This window comes from Paenibacillus sp. HJGM_3 (assembly GCF_045062745.1).
Taxonomy (GTDB): Bacteria; Bacillota; Bacilli; order Paenibacillales; family NBRC-103111; genus Paenibacillus_AA.
Genome location: NZ_JBJGED010000027.1, coordinates 15367 through 33396, shown reverse-complemented (window position 1 = coordinate 33396; position 18030 = coordinate 15367). Strand labels below are relative to the sequence as shown.

At 58.4% G+C, this 18030-nt stretch carries 19 protein-coding genes; 6 read left to right on the top strand and 13 right to left on the bottom strand.

Features of this window, described 5'->3' with window-relative positions; genetic code table 11:
* Positions 1-105: 105 nt before the first annotated feature.
* The gene (locus ACI5FR_RS25280) at positions 106-1266 is read right to left on the bottom strand and encodes an MFS transporter (protein ID WP_405459582.1); all 1161 of its coding nucleotides are present in this window, start codon (positions 1264-1266) and stop codon (positions 106-108) included.
* A gap of 55 nt (positions 1267-1321) precedes the next feature.
* Positions 1322-2617, bottom strand: coding sequence for an MFS transporter (locus tag ACI5FR_RS25275; protein ID WP_405459580.1), 1296 nt, complete (start codon positions 2615-2617; stop codon positions 1322-1324).
* 188 nt (positions 2618-2805) lie between these two features.
* On the opposite strand from ACI5FR_RS25275, the gene ACI5FR_RS25270 reads away from it, so the two are divergent.
* On the top strand, positions 2806-4275 hold the full coding sequence (locus ACI5FR_RS25270; RefSeq protein ID WP_405459578.1) for an aminotransferase class I/II-fold pyridoxal phosphate-dependent enzyme: 1470 nt from the start codon (positions 2806-2808) through the stop codon (positions 4273-4275).
* Positions 4276-4354: 79 nt separating this feature from the next.
* Here ACI5FR_RS25270 and ACI5FR_RS25265 read toward each other — a convergent pair whose 3' ends face one another.
* Positions 4355-4642, bottom strand: a complete 288-nt coding sequence (locus tag ACI5FR_RS25265) for a DUF3055 domain-containing protein (RefSeq protein WP_405459576.1) — start codon at positions 4640-4642, stop codon at positions 4355-4357.
* Between the two features lie 190 nt (positions 4643-4832).
* On the opposite strand from ACI5FR_RS25265, the gene ACI5FR_RS25260 reads away from it, so the two are divergent.
* Positions 4833-5252 (top strand): DUF1885 family protein, encoded by a 420-nt coding sequence (locus ACI5FR_RS25260; protein WP_405459575.1) that lies wholly within the window; start codon positions 4833-4835, stop codon positions 5250-5252.
* Between the two features lie 163 nt (positions 5253-5415).
* Here ACI5FR_RS25260 and ACI5FR_RS25255 read toward each other — a convergent pair whose 3' ends face one another.
* Both ACI5FR_RS25255 and ACI5FR_RS25250 read right to left on the bottom strand, forming a co-directional pair.
* Positions 5416-5706 (bottom strand): DUF1292 domain-containing protein, encoded by a 291-nt coding sequence (locus tag ACI5FR_RS25255; protein WP_405459573.1) that lies wholly within the window; start codon positions 5704-5706, stop codon positions 5416-5418.
* Positions 5707-5807: 101 nt separating this feature from the next.
* Positions 5808-6422: a stalk domain-containing protein gene (locus tag ACI5FR_RS25250; RefSeq protein ID WP_405459570.1), complete on the bottom strand. Its 615-nt coding sequence runs from the start codon at positions 6420-6422 to the stop codon at positions 5808-5810.
* A gap of 178 nt (positions 6423-6600) precedes the next feature.
* Here ACI5FR_RS25250 and ACI5FR_RS25245 point away from each other — a divergent pair, with 178 nt between their 5' ends.
* Positions 6601-6765: an aspartyl-phosphate phosphatase Spo0E family protein gene (locus ACI5FR_RS25245; protein ID WP_405459568.1), complete on the top strand. Its 165-nt coding sequence runs from the start codon at positions 6601-6603 to the stop codon at positions 6763-6765.
* Here ACI5FR_RS25245 and ACI5FR_RS25240 read toward each other — a convergent pair.
* Positions 6758-9109: an FdhF/YdeP family oxidoreductase gene (locus ACI5FR_RS25240; protein WP_405459566.1), complete on the bottom strand. Its 2352-nt coding sequence runs from the start codon at positions 9107-9109 to the stop codon at positions 6758-6760. The two genes, ACI5FR_RS25245 and ACI5FR_RS25240, sit on opposite strands and share 8 nt — an antisense overlap.
* Positions 9110-9311: 202 nt before the next feature.
* On the opposite strand from ACI5FR_RS25240, the gene fdhD reads away from it, so the two are divergent.
* Positions 9312-10118, top strand: coding sequence for a formate dehydrogenase accessory sulfurtransferase FdhD (gene fdhD, locus ACI5FR_RS25235; RefSeq protein WP_405459564.1), 807 nt, complete (start codon positions 9312-9314; stop codon positions 10116-10118).
* Positions 10119-10139: 21 nt separating this feature from the next.
* Here fdhD and ACI5FR_RS25230 read toward each other — a convergent pair whose 3' ends face one another.
* Entirely contained in the window at positions 10140-10340 is a 201-nt protein-coding gene (locus tag ACI5FR_RS25230) for a hypothetical protein (protein ID WP_405459563.1), read from the bottom strand.
* 259 nt (positions 10341-10599) lie between these two features.
* Between ACI5FR_RS25230 and ACI5FR_RS25225 the strand changes: the two genes are divergently transcribed.
* Positions 10600-11346, top strand: a complete 747-nt coding sequence (locus ACI5FR_RS25225; RefSeq protein ID WP_405459561.1) for an MBL fold metallo-hydrolase — start codon at positions 10600-10602, stop codon at positions 11344-11346.
* 78 nt (positions 11347-11424) lie between these two features.
* On the opposite strand, the gene ACI5FR_RS25220 is transcribed toward ACI5FR_RS25225, so the two are convergent.
* Positions 11425-11667 (bottom strand): DUF3892 domain-containing protein, encoded by a 243-nt coding sequence (locus tag ACI5FR_RS25220; protein WP_405459559.1) that lies wholly within the window; start codon positions 11665-11667, stop codon positions 11425-11427.
* 131 nt (positions 11668-11798) lie between these two features.
* On the opposite strand from ACI5FR_RS25220, the gene ACI5FR_RS25215 reads away from it, so the two are divergent.
* Positions 11799-13397, top strand: a complete 1599-nt coding sequence (locus ACI5FR_RS25215; RefSeq protein WP_405459557.1) for a sensor histidine kinase — start codon at positions 11799-11801, stop codon at positions 13395-13397.
* Here the strand turns inward: ACI5FR_RS25215 and ACI5FR_RS25210 are convergent.
* The 5 genes from ACI5FR_RS25210 to ACI5FR_RS25190 all read right to left on the bottom strand — a co-directional run bounded on the left by ACI5FR_RS25210 (position 13394) and on the right by ACI5FR_RS25190 (position 17993).
* Complete coding sequence (locus ACI5FR_RS25210) at positions 13394-13834, bottom strand: GNAT family N-acetyltransferase (RefSeq protein ID WP_405459554.1); 441 nt, start codon at positions 13832-13834, stop codon at positions 13394-13396. The genes ACI5FR_RS25215 and ACI5FR_RS25210 overlap by 4 nt on opposite strands.
* Before the next feature lie 18 nt (positions 13835-13852).
* Positions 13853-14647 carry an ABC transporter permease gene (locus ACI5FR_RS25205; RefSeq protein WP_405459552.1) on the bottom strand — a complete coding sequence of 265 codons (795 nt, stop codon included), beginning with the start codon at positions 14645-14647 and terminating at the stop codon, positions 13853-13855.
* The gene (locus tag ACI5FR_RS25200) at positions 14631-15437 is read right to left on the bottom strand and encodes an ABC transporter permease (protein WP_405459549.1); all 807 of its coding nucleotides are present in this window, start codon (positions 15435-15437) and stop codon (positions 14631-14633) included. The genes ACI5FR_RS25205 and ACI5FR_RS25200 overlap by 17 nt, the downstream gene beginning before the upstream one ends.
* On the bottom strand, positions 15421-16437 hold the full coding sequence (locus ACI5FR_RS25195) for an ABC transporter ATP-binding protein (RefSeq protein WP_405459547.1): 1017 nt from the start codon (positions 16435-16437) through the stop codon (positions 15421-15423). Before ACI5FR_RS25195 ends, ACI5FR_RS25200 begins: the two co-directional genes overlap by 17 nt.
* Positions 16438-16727: 290 nt before the next feature.
* Positions 16728-17993, bottom strand: a complete 1266-nt coding sequence (locus ACI5FR_RS25190) for a S8 family peptidase (RefSeq protein ID WP_405459545.1) — start codon at positions 17991-17993, stop codon at positions 16728-16730.
* Between the last annotated feature and the right edge of the window lie 37 nt (positions 17994-18030).

Genomic DNA, 18030 nt, shown 5'->3' with positions numbered 1-18030 from the left:
TCCATTATATGCTAAAGCGTTTTCAAAGTCACCCATAAAAAAATCTCCAAATCGCCCCGCTGCGTCAAGCAGCAAGCCGATTTGAAGATGTCTCGCTCGGGGTAATCAAGCGGCAGAAGCCGACGCCTTGGCGTTCCGGTCGGCGGCGAGAAAGCCGAATAAGAGTGTGATCGCGGCCAGGCACAGAACGCCGCCGATCAGGAAAGGCAGGCGGATGTTCAAGTGAAACGCCCCCATCCCCATAAGCGGTCCCGCGATGCGGCCCAGACTATCCATGGAGGAGCTGAGACCGGACGCCACGCCTTGCCCCACCTTTGTCTTTTGGGTGATTAGGGACGTGACGCACGGACGGATCAAGGCGTTGCCTGCGGCGAAAACGGACATGTAGATCGTCGCCGTCAGCAGACTGGACGATAGCAAAATAAGGAAGAAGCCAAGCGCGGAGATCGCCAGACCGATTCCGATCACTTTGGTCTCGTCGCCCGACTTGATGAACCGGCGAACGACACCGCCTTGGATCGCGGCTCCGACGATGCCGCTGACGAGGAACAGGATGCCCATGTCAAACGCCGACGCCTCGATCCGTTCGATCTCGAAATACTGCAGCGTCGCTTCCATGCCGGCAAGCGTAAACGTAACGAAGAACGACAGCACGTACAAATATTTGAGCGGACCGGCGAACGCCGTCCAGCGGGATACCCGCTTCGTCTTAGGCGCGGAGCGCTTGTCCTGTGTCAGAGATTCCTGCAGCACGTTGGCGGCGAAGATCAAGGTGATCAGCGACAAAATAGCGGAGGCGAAGAAAGGCGTCTGCAAGCCGAATACGCTGAGCAAGCCGCCGAGCGCCGGACCGAAGATGAACCCGAGTCCGATCGACATTCCAACCATTCCCATGCCCTTCGTCCGCTGCTCCGGCGTCGTGATGTCCGCTACATAGGCAACCGCACATGCCGTCGCCGCACCGGAGAACAATCCCCCGAGCAGACGGGATACGTACATGATCCAGAGATGGCCGTCCGCGAGTCCAAAAATCAGGAAGCTGAGCGAGAACCCGCCTAAACCCATTAACAGTACGGGCTTCCGGCCGATCCGGTCGGACAGCGAACCCCAGAAGGGCGACATTATAAAGGAAACCGCGGAGTATAACACGAGCAGCATACTTAGATGGAAGGGGGTCACCAGCTCCGGCATAATCGGAATGATGATCCCGAACCCTATGAAGATCGTCATTAGAATGAGCATGATCGTAAGCATTGGTTTTTTCATGGCGTATTCTCCTCCCGACGAACCCAAACCACAATCCTTTGGGCGGTAAACGCCCTTATCTTACCACAACTTTTCGGTCAATAAAAATGAACAATTGGAGAACGAACATGACCAGGATCACGATCCCGCTGGCGATGAACGGAGCGTGGTAACCGATATGGTCCGACAGCAAGCCGGAGACGATCGGGCCCAATACCGTGCCTGAGCCTTCGATCGTCAGGAAGAAGCCCCACACCGCGCCGCGCTTCTCCTTCGGAATCACCGAAGCGATGAGCGCGTTCCACGATGGAATGATCAACGCGAACCCGCACCCGAGCAAGGTCACCATCATGAAGAGAGTGGTGACGTTCTCCGACACCGTGAACAGCATCAAGGCCGACGAGCTGACGAGCAGTCCGGCGTTCACGAACTTGCGGGCGCCAAAGCGGTCGACGAGTTTGCCGACCGGAATGAGAAACAGCACGGTAATCCCGCCGCCCAGGACGAGGAACAAACTGTACTGCGCCGGAGTCAGCTCCAGGACGCTGCGCGCATAGATTGTAAGTACCGGCGTCAAGAGCCCGATGGCGAACGTCTGCAGGAACAAGGCCGGATAGAACACCCAGCTTACGTGCAGCGACGCCTTCACCTCGGCGATATATTGCCGCGACCGCCTGATCCGGTCGGCTGTCCACGCTTCCAGCCGCTCCGAGAGCGGCCTGGCATTCCCTCTGGACGGTCGAGCCTTCCACAGCTGATAGACGGCCCGATAACCGCCTCCCCCTTTCTGCCCGGGGAGGAACATGGCGATGATGACGCTGAGACCCGTCAGCACCAACAAGATGCGGAACGCAGTCGCATATGTATCGGTGACGAAAAAATTGATGACGATCGGCCCTAGCCCTACCCCGGTCAGCCAGGACATGTAGATCACGCTCATCATTGTGCCGTTCGCTTCTTGCCCCCCGGATTCGGTAGCCCCGGTAATAACGCAGGGCCATAGCGGCGAAGTCCCAATTCCGAGCAGGGCGCAAGCGACAATGAGCCAGGCGAAGTGCGAGAACAGAACCAACATAAGGACGGAGATAAATGTAAGCGCGACGCCGGTAAGCATCACCGGACGGTAACCGGCCTTGTCGATGACCCAACCGATCGGACCGCGGAACGCGTTGTCCCCGATGTATTGGACCGCGAGTGTCCATCCTATGATCACCGCGGACAGACTGAGTGCCGACTGCATGTACACCGGTAAAATCGAGATTAGGATGGCTCCCTTAACAAATTCAATAAGAAACATGATGACAAGCAGCTGCAGCACGAACGGAGTAAACAGCTGCTTCTGTTTGCTCCAGAATGCCCGGATCGAATTCAATGGCTTCACCTCGAGATTTGTAACTATTAGAACAGTGTATCCGTTTCCCCTTAGGCGCAACCAGATCGAACCGGAATCAGCCCTTGCATCCACGTCTGTTTTTGATATACTCAACCTTGTTGACTTTTCTAAACCCCCCATGCGGGGATCGCAGAATTAATACATTGTTGAAGGGCAGGGATGAACAGATGGATCACCGTCGTACTCCCCTTTTTACCGCGCTCACCGAGCATGCAGCCAAAAATCCGTTGCAATTCCACATTCCGGGCCACAAGAAAGGGGTCGGCGCCGATGAGGAATTCCGTACCTTTATAGGAGATCGCGCCCTTTCGATTGACTTAATCAATATAGCACCTTTGGATGATCTGCATCAACCGACCGGCGTAATCGAAGAAGCGCAGCAGCTCGCGGCCGACGCGTTCGGCGCTGACTATACGTTTTTCTCCGTGCAAGGGACGAGCGGAGCCATCATGACGATGATCCTCTCCGTATGCGGCGAGGGGGATAAAATCATCGTTCCGCGCAACGTCCATAAGTCCGTTATGGCGGCTATTATATTCGCGGGCGCGAAGCCGGTCTTCATCTCCCCGGCGAGCGACCCGAACCTGGGCATCGACCACGGCATCACGACCCGTTCCGTGAAGCGCGCCCTGGAGCGCCATCCGGATGCGAAGGCGGTGCTCGTCATCAACCCGACATACTTCGGCATTTGCGCGAACTTGAAGGAAATCGTCGATCTCGTGCACAGCTACAACATTCCCGTACTAGTAGACGAGGCCCACGGGGTGCTCATTCAGTTCCATGACGACCTGCCTCTCTCCGCGATGCAGGCGGGAGCCGATATGGCCGCCACCAGCGTACATAAGCTGGGGGGCTCCATGACCCAGAGCTCCGTGTTGAACATCAAGGGCGATCGGATCAACCCGAAGCGGGTGCAGACGATCATCAGCATGCTTACGACGACGTCCACCTCTTACCTGCTGCTTGCTTCCTTGGACACGTCGCGCCGCAACCTGGCTTTGAACGGAAGAGACATGGCGGAGAAAGCCATTGAGCTGGCTCAATACGCGCGTCGGGCGATCAATGCTATGCCGGGTTTGTACTGCTTCGGCGAAGACATTCTCGGCGGCGAGGCGACGTTCGACTACGACCCGATGAAGCTTACGATTCACGTCCGCCATCTCGGCCTGACCGGCTACGACGTGGAGAACTGGCTGCGCGAGCAGGCCAATATCGAGATCGAGCTAAGCGACATGTACAATATCCTGTGCCTGATTACCCCTGGCGATACCCGGGAGACCGTCGATCAGCTGTTGAACGCGCTAGCCAAGCTGGCGAAGGGCTATGACCCGAATAACCCGCCACGAGAGATGAACGTCGACATTCCGGAGGTGCCTCACCTCTCGCTCTCGCCGAGAGACGCGTTCTACGGAGACACGGAGACGATCCCGTTCAAGGAATCGGCCGGCCGTATCATCGCCGAATTCATCTATGTATATCCGCCGGGCATTCCGATCTTGCTCCCGGGGGAAGTCGTCTCCCAGACGCACATCGATTATATTGTCGATCATGTCGAGGTCGGTCTGCCGGTCAAAGGTCCCGAGGACCGTACGATCCAGCAAGTGAAGGTCATCGTAGAAACGACTCCGATCTCGTAAGGAGATTTGCGAATATAAAAGCCGTGTGCGGGCCAATAGGCTCGTACACGGCTTTTCGTCGCAAATAGGATGGGAAGAATCAGTACTGATCGTGCACGGGAACTAGAGGCATGCGCATGCTGAGAAACTCGGACAGCTCCTTCGCCTCCTCCGGCTTCAGCTGGAACGCGTGCTGCAGATGATCGAGATTGTTCAAGTCGTCGGCGTCGAGCAGCGAGGATCGATTCGTCTGCATGCAGACGACAAGCGGTTTGCCGAAGAAAAATTTCGTATACACAATCGCAAAATCGTAGCGTGCCGTATCTGTAGCGTAACCGATATAGTTCACTTGCGCCTGCTCGCTCATATCGTAGAAACGTTCAAACATGGGCGCCACCATCCATTCTGCTAATTTTCTGAATATTTTATATTTTACAATAATATAGCACAAAAGATCTTGTCTTGAACACCCCCCATTTTCCGCGGCTTGTTCGATCGGAGCGGTTTTCTTCCTTGAATTGGGTGAACTGAAGTGCTATGATGTTCATGAACTTGTATGCATAAGGGTAGGTGTACTCATGGCGCAAAGCGCTTACATGTATTTTACCGACGGGTCTGCCGTTCCTTCTCTTAGTCTTGAGGAGCTCAAAGAGCGGCTGCTTCATTACAAGGACCAACTGAGCAAGACCGGCCAGCAGCTGGGCTGGGGTTATTCCGAAGCGGCTTTCCCCTATACGATCGAATCGAAGCCTGAGGGCGAGGGCAAATGGTTTTACTTGAAAGGGACGGATCCTTCCTACAAGAACCTGATTCTCGGAGTGGGCGGCTCGAGTGAGGAAGGCGATTCGCGTCCGTTCGTGCAAATCGTGCTTACGTCGGGGTCGACGATCGGGGACAAAAATAAGGGCAACGAGCTGTGCAAATATTTGGCCAAGCTGCTGAAGGCCGAGCTTCATCTGTTCAATGGGCGGATTATGTACTTCAATCCACGCAAATAAGCTTTCCCCTAATCCCCTCCAGTCCGTCTTTACGGGCGGTGGGGATTTTGTATGGAATACGGGAACCCGACCGAATCATGATAACCTCAATACAGATTTTATCCTAACAAAACAGACCTGATCGTCTACTGGACGGTCAGGTCTGTCTGATTGTTCCCGCTGATTACTTGGATTCTTCTTCCACGATCTGCTCATAAATGGCGGATACCCGTTCCCATTCCGCGTCGTCTTCTATGTTCACCAAGTAGGCTTCGTCTTCTTGCTCCTCCACCCGGAATATCATGCCGTCGGCTTCCGGATCGTTGCGATCGATCATGACCGCGTAGGCTTTGTTCTCCGACTCGAATGTGTAGACGATGACCATCTCATGCTCTTGGCCGTCCTCGTCGGTGACAAGGAATACGTCCTCCTCATGGTCATGGTTGCAATTCTCGTCGTGCTGGTGATCGCTCATGCAATAAGCCCTCTCTTCGTCAGGGATTGAATTTACGTAGCCTATCGTATCATTTTGAACTTGACGGGTCAATTCCGTGGCAAGAGAGGGAATGCACGTTATTATTCGGACTTGATGACCTTCTCGGAGACGACGGTATACCCGTCCTTCTCCTCCAGCTTCATCAGGAAGCGCACCTTGTAGTCCCCATATGCGTCAAAGGTGACACCTGCGAACGGCCAGGGGTACCAGAAGCTGTCCTTGTCGGCGCCGAGCAGCTCCGGATCGCTGCTGCGGAGCACACTGCCGTCCGGACCAAGAAGCTCGAGCTTAAACGAATGCACCGGGGTCTTCAAGCTGTCCACCTGGGCGAAGACGACGAAATCGATTTTGTCGCCGCGCTTCACTTTGCCGAACGGCTGTTTAATGCTGTAATCCTTGCTCACGTCCCGGGCGACGAACATATGCACGTTCGGCTTGTAGATCTCGGCCGTCTTATTCGCATCGTCCCAGCGAAGCAAGCCTTGCAGCGAATCGGTCATGTCCCGCATCGGCAATACCGCGCGGCCCGAGATGACGAACGCGGGCACGTCGCCTGCCGCCGCTTCGTTGCCGTTCACGGTCACCTTCACCTTCGTGAAGCCTTGAAAATCCCCCCAAGGACTGCTGGCATAGGCGATCCCGGCACCCAGCACCGTGAACAGCAGAGTCAGGACGACCAGTCGCTTCCCTTTCATATGATCAAACCTCCATCTCCAAATCATCTGCTAGTTTATACTCCAGTCCGGCGAAAGAGTTGCGATCGTCTTGCAAAAAATCAGCGCTTCCCGCGCGTGACGGACAATACCTTTTTCGTTGCAAATATAGTAAAATAATGGCAGAACCAACTCTATGACGAGGAAGCGGGTACGGCGCATGCACAATGAGGCAGGCTTGCAGAAACAAATCCTCCGGATGCAAAAGCGTCTGGAGGCGACCGTCAAACGGTACGAATTTAACTTCGTCCACCCTCGCGTCCTCGAGCTCAGCGAACGGCTGGACCGGCTCATCGTGCAATACATGAATCGCCACCCTAAGTAGGCTCGGTCTCCAGCTCTTCGATTCTTCGCTCGACATACCGGGTGTCTTTGTGAGCCATGTACGTCTCGGCCTTCTCGACGACGACGGCCGTATTGTATTCCGGAATGCCGGCATAAGGCTCGTAAACCCCTCTCGGCATCAGCACATTGCCTTCAGGCCAGTACAACTCGATGTTGCCCGACTTGATCTCCGCCCATCTAGCCCGGCCGATGTACGTCCCGTGGGCATTATAGACCGCCACCGCCTCGCCCTCCCGGATGCCGAGCGCTTCGCCGTCCGCGGCCAGCATCAGCACATCGTCCCGCATGGCGTTATTGAACGGATCCTTCTCGCTGTACACCATCGAATTGAACTGCTTGCCCCGCCGCGTCGTCACGTAGAAGTGCCCTTCCGGCTTGCGCAGCTCCGGCACCTGGATCGGGAGCAGCGTTCCCCGGCCGGTGTCGGTCGGACAGACGCCGCCTTCGCACAAGTACGCGCCGCCCCATTGGAACAGCTCCCCCTTCCGCCTCAAATGCTGAATCCCGTCATAATACGGCACCGCTGAAGCGATCTCGTCGCGGATGTGCTGGGCGGATTGGAACGCGATCAGATGCTTGCGCTCCGGGTACACGCGCTGGGCCAAGTCGATATAGATGTCCCACTCCGCTCGGGCTTCTTCGATACGCGGCCCTTCAATCTCCGGGCTATAGTACACCATCCGCTCCGTGCTGGTGGATGTGCCGCCGCCCGGCTGCTCGTACCGCGTCATTGCGGGTAGCAAGATGACTTCCTCTCGCGCTTCGGTGAGGGCGGAGGTGTTCAGGATGATGTCCTGATGTACCCGCAGCTCCACTGCCTCCAGGCATTCGCGGACGAAGACCGGATCCGGCATCGTCTCGAGGAAATTGCCGCCGGACGTGTAGAACAGGCGGGTGCGCCGTTCATGCCCCTCGGGCAAGAGCGCGTTCTCCAGCGTCAGGCCGACGATGTCCCCCTCCCACGAGGGCAGGGCGAACCCCCACAACCGCTCGAACCGTTCCCGGTTCGCCGCGTTGTTCGGGACGCCGCCCGGGAGGGACATCGGCTCCGCGCCCATCTCGCCGGCGCCCTGGACGCCGCTGTGGCCGCGGATCGGCATGACGCCGCAGCGCTCGCGCCCGAGGAACCCGCGGAGCATGGCCAAATTCGCCACCTGGGACACGTTGTCGGTCCCGAACCGGTGCTGGGTGAGCCCCATGCTCCACACAAAAACCCCGCTCTTCGCCCCGGCCAGCATCCGGGCGAACTGCTCCATGTCCGGCCGCGTCACGCCGGACGAACGCTCCAGCACGTCCCACGGCAGCGCCTGGACGTGCGTCCGCAGCTCTTCGACGCCCTGCGTATGGGCCTCGACGAACCGCCAATCGATGGCGGCGCCCCGCTCCGCCGCCTCCATCTCGAACCACGCCTTCATGACGCCGTTCATGAAGGCGATGTCGCCGCCGATGTTCACCTGCACGAACGAATCGACCAGCTTCGTCCCGAACAGGGCGCTCTCGGCGATCGACGGAATCCAGTACCGCTCCATCGACGGTTCCTTGTACGGGTTGATGCAGACGATCTTCGTCCCGGCTTTCTTCGCCGCGTACATGTACTTCGTCGACACCGGCTGGTTGTTCGCCGCCACCGAGCCCCAGAAGATGAGGACGTCCGTCCCGATCCAGTCTTTGTAGCTGCAGCTGGACGCCGCAATGCCGAGCGAGCGCTTGAGCGCCGACTTGCTCGGCGAATGGCAGATGCGCGAGGCGTTGTCCACATTGTTCGTGCCGAGGAACCGCGCCACCTTCGCCCCGGTGTAGTACACCTCATTCGTGATGCCGCGGGCGGTCAAGTAGAACGCCAGCTGCTTCGGGTCGATGCCGCGGATCTTCGCGGCGATGCGGTTCAGCGCCTCGTCCCAGGAGAGGCGGGTGAACTTCTTGTCCCCCTTCCGGCGGGACAACGGGTACGGGATGCGCCCGAGCTGGCGCAGGGCAGTGCTGTCCATGGCGCTGAGCCGCGAGATGTCCTCGAACCAACGCGGTTCGATGGCGGGCATCGTGTTCAGGCGCAGCACGTTCAGCCGGGTCGTGCACAGGTGCGGCCCGGTCAGCGTCTGATCGCGGAGGCCGGAGACGCCGAGCGCGCAGCCGTCGCAGACGCCCTGCGTCAGGATGCGGTAGGCGTACGGCAGGTTGTCCCGGTTGTCGTACACGACCTTCAGCGTATCGAGTATGTGGTGCGGTTTCACCCGGCCGAGGCCGAGCGGCATTTTGCTCACCCACAGGGACGGCTTCAGCGACTTGCTCAGCCGAACCGGTCCGGTATGCTTCGTCTTCCCCATATGTACACATCCTTCTCCAGCGGTCGAATGCCCGACATGCTCTAAGCGCCTAACAAGCGCGGATCATCTTACTGGCTCTGCATCTCTACTAGTTCATTTCCAATTCCGACAAGATCGGCTATGCTTATCATAGCATGAGAGAATCGGTTCGATCACCCCTCTTCCGAGGAAAACTTTCGAGCCGCCTGGGAGGCATCCGGACATGACCCAACCTGAACCGCCGATCACGGCCGCCTGGCCGATCCGCCGGTACAGCGGCGACACGTGGGTGGAGGCGGACGACATCGTCGTAGCCGAATACCCGCTTACCCTCTATGTGAACGACAGCGAATTTGCGACCATTGTATGCACCCCTGCCGATCTCGAATCGATGGTCGTCGGCTTCCTCGCCTCCGAGGGCGTCATCCGCACGACCGCGGACCTTGCACAGCTGCTGGTCGACGAGGAAGAAGGCCGCGCCTACGTCGACCTGCACCACCGGTCGGCGCTCGATCCGGCACTGTTCACGAAGCGCCGGATCGCCTCCTGCTGTGGCAAGAGCCGGCAGTCGTTCTACTTCCACGCCGACGCCCAGACGGCGCGGCCGCTCGCGCCGGAGGCCGGCCCGCGGCTCTCCGCCGCCGCCTGCTACGCGCTGATGCGCGGGCTGCATGCCGCGTCGCATGTGCATCGCGACACGGGCGGCGTCCATCAGGCCGCACTGGCCGATGGCGGCACCCTCGTCGCAGCGTTCGCCGATATCGGCCGGCACAACGCCCTCGACAAGCTGTACGGCCACTGCCTGCGCACCGGCTTGTCCACGGCCGACAAGACGATCGTCTTCAGCGGCCGGCTGGCGTCCGAGGTCGTGCTGAAGGCGGTCAAGATCGGCGCTGCCGTCCTCCTGTCCAAGTCGGCGCCTACCGACCTTGCACTGCAGCTCGCGGACGAGCTCGGCTTGACGGCGGTCGGCTTCCTGCGCGGGTCGGGCATGAATGTGTACACGCATGCCCACCGGATCGTGGAGTAGCCGAGCCGCTTAGCTTCGCCGCTACGCTTTATACCGCGTCAGGATGCAGGGGACGCCGTTGCCGGAGGCGCCGGGCACGCGCATCCGCTCCAGATAGCGAAGCCCCCGGGCGCAGGGGGTTTTGCACACGGCGCATACGTCGGACGTGACGATCTTCAATTGATAGCCGTTATTTGCGTTGCCGGACGGCTGCTTTTTTTTCGCTTTTCCCTTGGTAGCCATAGTCGCTGCTAGCTCCTTTCCTCCGTTCAGGGACCTTCAAGGCGCACGCCCTGACATCATTAGCAGTGTATGGCTGGCCACGGGGTCGAGTCTCCGCGAATGCCTGTGCCCGTAACAATTTTTTACTCGGAATTCGCACAATCGGGGCGGCATGATTCTTTTTTTTTCCATATAAACGTGTTAAATTAGTAATGAAACGAAACGGGGTTAGCCCCTTTTTTTGTTGAATGGTGTTCTTGTCTATATGAGGAGGTACATTATGCAGTGGCAGCTTCAAATGGTCGGGACCGGCGCCGCCTTTGCCAAATCGTATTACAACAACAACGCGCTGATCTCATCGGGCGGCTGCACGCTCTTGATTGACTGCGGAATTACGGCCCCTTGGTCGCTGCATCGGATGCAAGTGCCGATGGCGGGTATCCAGGGCGTCCTCGTCACCCACCTGCACGCGGACCATATCGGAGGGCTAGAGGAGTTCGCGCTGCGCATGAAATATGAATTCAAGCAAAGGCCTTCGCTGTACATAGAATCCGGTTTGATCGACACGCTCTGGGAGCATTCGCTCAAGGCCGGCCTGGTCCATTCGTTCGACGGGCAGCTCACGCTGGACAGTTATTTCGAGGTCGTGCCGCTTGCGGCCGGGGTACGTCAGGAGATTCATCCCGGGCTATCGGTCGAGCTGGTCCGGACGAAACATTACCCGAACATGCCCAGTTATTCGATCATTTTGAACGATTCGGTGTTTTATACCTCGGACATGACCTTCGATGCGGCGCTGCTTGAAGAGATCGTACACAAGCGCGGATGCAAGACGATCTTGCATGACTGCCAATTGATCGGTTCGGGGCTGGTCCATACGACATTGGAAGAGCTATTGTCGCTGCCGTTAGACATTCAGGAGAGAATCATGCTCATGCATTACGGTGATACGATGCCGGAGTTCGCGGGGAAGACGGGGCCGATGCAGTTCGTAGAGCAGCACCGAATTTATACGTTTGGCACATAGAGGCGACTGCGGGACCTATTTTTTAGTCCGAACAGGAAAAAGACCAGGCCGCGTATCCACGCGCCTGGCCTTCTTGGCTTAAAATTGCGGGAGATTGTCCAAGTTGTTGCTAGGATCGCCATCCGCGTCTCCCCGGATGTACAATTCGCCGTCCCGGCCTTTGAACAAGTTTACGCCCTGAATCTGCCCGAGGTTCACTTCTTCTCTAGCCTGCTCGTAATTCAGCACGCGGCCGGAAGACGTCTTGAATGCGGTCAAGTCCCCGTCGCCATTTTTCTGAACGGCTACGAACGATTCCCGCTCCATGCCTTGTGGGGTCATGCTCGTATCCCTCCTCCCTATCAGTCTCGGCTTAGTGTTCCCGCTAACACGGCACTTTATGAGTTCCTGTTTTCCAGCAACGGTTCGCACAGGTTCACTCGCGCCTGATTACGTGTTGTGGAGGTACAAGTATGCTCTCACGAATCGTAGTTCCGATCTATGTCGTCCTGGTGCTGCTCTCCTCGCTCGCGCTGCATATGGCGCCGTCCCCCTGGCTCACGCTGCTGGTCTGCCTAGTCTTCTTGACGGTATACGGCCTCGAATTCCGCTACTCCCGGCTTATGCCCGTCCGTCTCGCACTGCTCGCGCTCATGCATTGGGCCACGCAGCTGAATTGGATGCATCCGCTTTACTTGCTGCTGCTGGGCCGCGATTGCTATCCGGTGAAGTCGCGCAAGGTCATAATAAGCCTTTGGCTCCTTTATACAGCGATGTATTCCGCGATCCGGCTCTCTTACACGACGATTACCAACTACAGTTTGCTAGTCACGATCTATGATGCCTTATCGTTCGCCCTGACGATCTACTTGAGCAAGTATTTGTTCCGGTCGGAGCAAAACAAGGAAACGCTCGATACGCAAAACCGCCTGCTGACCAAGACGGACGCATTAACCGGGCTGTATAATTTCGAGGAATACCACCGCCAGGTGGACAAGCTCATCCACAACAAAACCCCGCTGATTCTCATTCTGCTCGACTGCACGAACCTGAAATCGCTTAATTCGATGCAGGGCTTCGCCGGCGGCGACCGCATCCTGAAGGAAATCGCCGAGATGCTCAAAACTGCGTTCTCGGACGCTTACATGATCGCACGCTACGGAGGCGACGAATTCGCTCTAGCGATCGAGGGCCAGCATGCGGACAAGCGGGTGTCGAACGTACGGCAGATGCTCGAGTCCGAGATAACGAAGCTGACCGGGGTGCAGATTACGTACGGCTATGCCGTGTACCCGAGCGACGGGACGACGAAGGAAGCACTCATCCATGCGGCCGAGAAAATGCTGTTTCATATGAAAAGCGAGATCTGGATCAAGCGGGAAAATCATCTGGTGCAGTCGGAGAAGCTTCGGGTCGTCGGCGAGCTCGCCTCCGGCATGGCTCACGAGATCCGCAACCCGCTCACGACCGTAAAAGGCTTCCTCCAAATTTCAAGGTCCAATGGCTACAACATCGAACCCTGGTACGAGCTTATTATGGATGAAATCAACCGAATGAGCGAGCTGACCGCGGAGTTTCTGCAGTTCTCCAAACCCCATGTCGCGCTATACAAAGTCCGGCCGATCCATCAATGCCTGCACCGGGTCATTTCCCTCATGGAATCCGAGTCGGTCCGCCTGGGGCACCGGATCATCTATCAGCCGATCAATCCGGAGCTGGAGATCCGCATGGATCAGGATAAGCTCGTGCAGCTGTTCCTGAATCTCATCAAAAATGCGTTCGAAGCGATGTCGGACGAAGGCGTCGTCACGATCCGGCTGTATGCAAGCGATACGTATGCGGTCATCGAAGTGCAGGACACCGGCAAAGGGATCCCCGAGACCGAGATGGACAAGGTGTTCCATCCGTTCTACACGACGAAGGACAACGGAACCGGCCTCGGTTTGTCGATCTGCCACAAAATCGTCGTCGATCACGGCGGCAGCATGGAGATGGAGAGCAAACTGATGGTCGGCACCACGTTCCGCATTACGCTCCCGCTGGCTATGGTGCCGGAGGAAGCGCTTGACTAGAGCCGCTTGCGCATCCGCACGTGCTCGATGCCCGCATCGTAGAAAGGTTCCTCCGAGATGACCTCGTAGCCTTGCTTCGCATAGAACGGCACCGCCTGGACCTGAGCGTCCAGCACCGCATACTTGTACCCGTCCGATTTCGCCCGCTGCTCCATCTCCTCCACGATGATCCTGCCTAGACCCTTTCCTCTCCAGGGCCGGAGAACGGCGATGCGCTGCAGCTTCGCGCTCTCGGCGTCGAACCTCTTCATCCGAGAAGCGCCGATGGCTTCCCCGTTCGAGTTCCTGAGCAGGAAATGGACACAACGGTCGGGAGCGGCGTCATACTCGTCCACCTCCAGCTCCACGCTCACCCCCTGCTCCTGCACGAACACCGCCTTGCGAACGGCCAACCCTTGCTCCAACTGCTCCGGAGTCGTAACCACTTCCGCTTTCATCCTTATACCCCTTTCCCCTTACATGCGAATCGTCATTTGATTGCCGGAGCTATACCGGCGCAATCCTCTATAGAACAAGGCGATCCCGCCTGCCGCGAATGCCGCGACTACAGCGAATACGCCCGCTAAATACGGACCCTGCACATCGCGCAGCAACCCAATGGGCATATAGCTGATGAATCCGGCCGGGATCAGCGTGAATAAAACTAGCTTGCCCCACCCTCGGAAAATATTCGTAGGGTATGTGGCGAACGTCAAAAAACCCATGTTCATCTGATAGCCCAAACCTTCGGCGTTGCCGAGATAGAAGGCGAGCGACTGCACCAGCACGTTGAACCCGATAAACAGGAGCGTCGCCAGCGTCAATCCGAGAACGAATTTGAACATCCCCAACGCACTGTGAGGCCCAAACACGCCATACAGGAGCAGGGCGAAGACGATATCGCCAATCGCGGATACCGACATACGGCTCACCAACAAGTGCGGCAGCACCGGCTTGGGCTGCAGCAGGAACGGGTCCAGCATACCGTTCGCCACTAGATTGGCGATCGTGAAGCAATTGCCGAAGAATACGGCCGCGAACCCGAATCCACCTGCGCCGACCGCCCACATCATCATCACGTCGTCGAACGTCCATCCTTTCACCACCTGGAACCGGTGGAAAAACACCATCCAATAAAAAATCCACACTACATTGTTGATCAGCATCATGCCCGCCGTCAAGAAGAAGCTCATCCGGTATTCCATCGCTCCGGCCAAGTTCAACTTCCAGCATGTGAGCATGAGCCGGAACATGCTACCCGCCGTTAACATGCAGCTTCCTCACTCCTCTCCGGTATATAGCGAACGCGAGCGTCAGCAGCGCGGCGATCCACAGCCCTTGCACCGCCAGCATCCGCAGCCATTCGTTCGCTTCGAACTGGACCGCCGTCTTCGCCGAGAAATACGCTACCGCCTGGAACGGCAACCACGAGCTGACCGACTGCAGCGCACCGGGAAACAGCTCGAGCGGCAGCAGCATGCCGCCTACGGTGAACAGCAGCTTCTGGTACACGAAGTCGAGGCCTCGGGTCTCTTCTACCCAGAAGGCGCAGAGCGCGATCGCCATGTTCATCGCGTATTGCACTGTGAAGGAGCCGATCAGAACGACGGCCAGCGCCGCGAGCCGGATTCCGCTCGGCATCGACCAGCCGAATGCGGCGACGCCTAATAGCGAACCGACGCCCAAGTTAACCGCTAGCCGGACGACGGTTTCGCCCATGAACCCCGCATAGTGGTACAGCACATAGTGGACCGGACGAATGAGACGGTAGCCGACGTCGCCGTTTTTCACTTCCGTTTCGATCAAGGCGATCAGCTTCGGCGTCGACAAAATGACGGACTCCGCTACGATCAAATACCAGATGATCTGCTCGTACGTATAGCCGGCGATGCGGTCCGTCCCTTCTCCCGCGAACGTGACCCGCCATAGCTGCATGAAGATGTAGAGGATGAGCAGGAGGAACAGGGAGCGAATGACGAAGTCGCCGACGTACGCCAGCTGACTTCGAATCGTGATCCGGCCGACCGCCGCGTACTTGCTCCACTTAGCCCGTGTGGACATGCTCTTTCGCTCCTTTCCCGGTTCCTTCATAGATTTGCGTAATGATCTGCTCCATCGGCGGATCCTCGATCGTCACATCGTCCAGTCTGAATTCGGCGACGATGCGGGCGAGCACGTCTTCGATCGAGATGCGGCGCGTGTCGACCGACAGCTGCAACCGGTCCCCATGGCGTTCCGTTACCTGCACTCCATCGAAAGGGAGCGGACGATTCGCTTCCGGCTCCCGCAGCTTCAGGCGGATCGTCTTGTGCGTCATGTACGCCCGCTTCATGTTCGCGACGAGATCGTCCAGGATGATCGTCCCATGATTAATGACGATCGCCCGGCGGCACAGCTGTTCCACATCGCCGGCATCGTGGGACGTCAGGAACAGCGTCGTGCCCTCCTGCCGGTTCATCTCGAGCAGCAGCTCCCGCAGCTTCAGCTTGACGACGACGTCGAGGCCGATCGTCGGTTCGTCCAGGAAGACGATGTCCGGCCGGTGCAGGAGCGCCGCCGCCATCTCGCAGCGCATCCGCTCTCCTAGCGACAGCTTCCGCACCGGCGTGTGCAAGTACGGCTGCAGCTCGAACCGCTCGATCAGCTCTTCGCTGCGGAGCTTGAAATCCGTACGACCCAGCTCATAGATGCGGGACATGAGCTCGAACGTATCGATCGGCGGCAGGTGGTACCAGAGCTGGGACTTCTGGCCGAAGACGGTTCCGATGCGGAACGCCAGCCTCGCCCGTTCGGTCCACGGACAGAGTCCGAGCACCTCCGCCGTACCGGCGGTCGGATGCAGGATACCGGTCAGCATCTTGATCGTCGTCGATTTCCCGGCTCCGTTCGGTCCGAGGAAGGCGACGAAATCCCCGCGCTCGATCTCGAGGTCGATCGGCTGGACCGCCGTCTTCTCCACGTATTCGGGACGGACTAACGCCCTCCAGCTGCCGAGGAGACCGGCCCCTTTTCGTTTCACTTGGAATTGCTTGCTTAATCCCTGCACACGAATCGCTTTCATTCCCGCTCCCACACTCCCGCACTTTTGGTATGCCCCTTTTGGCGGTTTAACCGATTACAGCAACAAAGACCTTCAGCAAGCCGCCTGGGGAGGCGGAACTTGCCGAAGGTCTTTTATCCCTACGGTGTAACGCGGCTAACCGCCGCATCCGGCTTCGCTCGGTTCGACGGTGCCGGTCCTGATGACAGGACGTACCTCGGATCCCTAGAAACCCTTCCACTTGTTTAGAACATACTAGCATGCCCGCGGTATTCTGACAACCGTTTTTTCCCTTTCATGCCAGTTCCGCCTTACACATGGATTTCCCCTTGCCCTTGGGCATTCGGGCCGAACCCCCGCAGCTTCACGGCCGTCCGCTTCAACTTCGATTTGATTTGTCCCGGGCACAGCTTCGGCCTGCGCTGCAGGATTTGGGCGATCGCCCCGCTGACGATCGGGGTTGCCATGCTTGTGCCTGACATCCGGAAGTAGTTCCGTCCCACGCGGGCTTGGGGCTCCTCGATGTCGAGCAACGAGCCCGGCGCCCGCAGGGAGATGATGCCCACCCCCGGCGCGACGAGGTCCGGCTTCACCTTGCCGCCCGCGATCGGCCCGCGGCTGGAGAAGCCGGCCACTGTGTCGTCGGCCTGCCTAATCGTGCCGCGATCATCGGCGGCGCCGACCGTGATGATCTTCGGGTTGATCCCCGGCGATTCGATCGTCCGCGCACCGGGGCCGGAATTTCCGGCCGCTGCGACAACGACGAGCCCGGCGTTCCACGCCTTCGTAGCGGCGGCGCACAGCGGATCGTTCGCGCAATTCGTAACGCCCGGAGCGCCGAACGACATGTTGACGATTCGGGTGCCGAATTTTTTGCGCGTCCGGAGGATCCAGCCGAGCGCCGCGATCACATCGGAGGTGTTCGCCGAACCGTTGCGGTTGAACGCCTTGGCCACGACGAGCCGCGATCGCGGCGCGGGTCCAGTGAACCGGCCGTTCGAGCTGAACCCGTTGCCGGCGGCATCCCCCGCCACATGAGTGCCATGGCCGTTATCGTCGTACGGCTTCTTCCGGTTGCCTACGAAGTCGCGGAAGGCGGTGATCCGATTGACCGGCTTGACCAGATCCGGGTGGGGGAATACGCCGGTGTCGATGATGCCGATCGTCACGCCCTTCCCTGTCACCCCGCGGCGCTGCAGGGCGGTAGAGCCGATCGCCGGCGTCGCGACATTGAGCGTCGTGCGCAGCTTGCGGTCGAGGTGCACGCGCTTGACGAGTCCGTGGGCGCACAGCTTGCGCAAGCAGCCGGCGTGCATGTGGGCCGCCACCGAGCGGATCAGCTTCAGCTTGCGGCGCACCCGGAAGTGATGCGGCCGGCTCGCGATGCGGCCGCGAAGTGCACGCAGCTGCTCCCGGGATGGGAGACGCTTGAATTCTATAATAACCTTGATCTTCTTACGAGCCCTCGCCCCTTTGTTCATCGTTTGCAAATGCCGGCGCAACAAAGGGCTAACCTTCCGATGGCGCATCGCGCTTGTACGAGCTTGAGACTTGTTGGACCGTTTCGAACCGGACATTCCTCCTGCTCCTCTCTCCTCTCCTGCCTCTTGACCC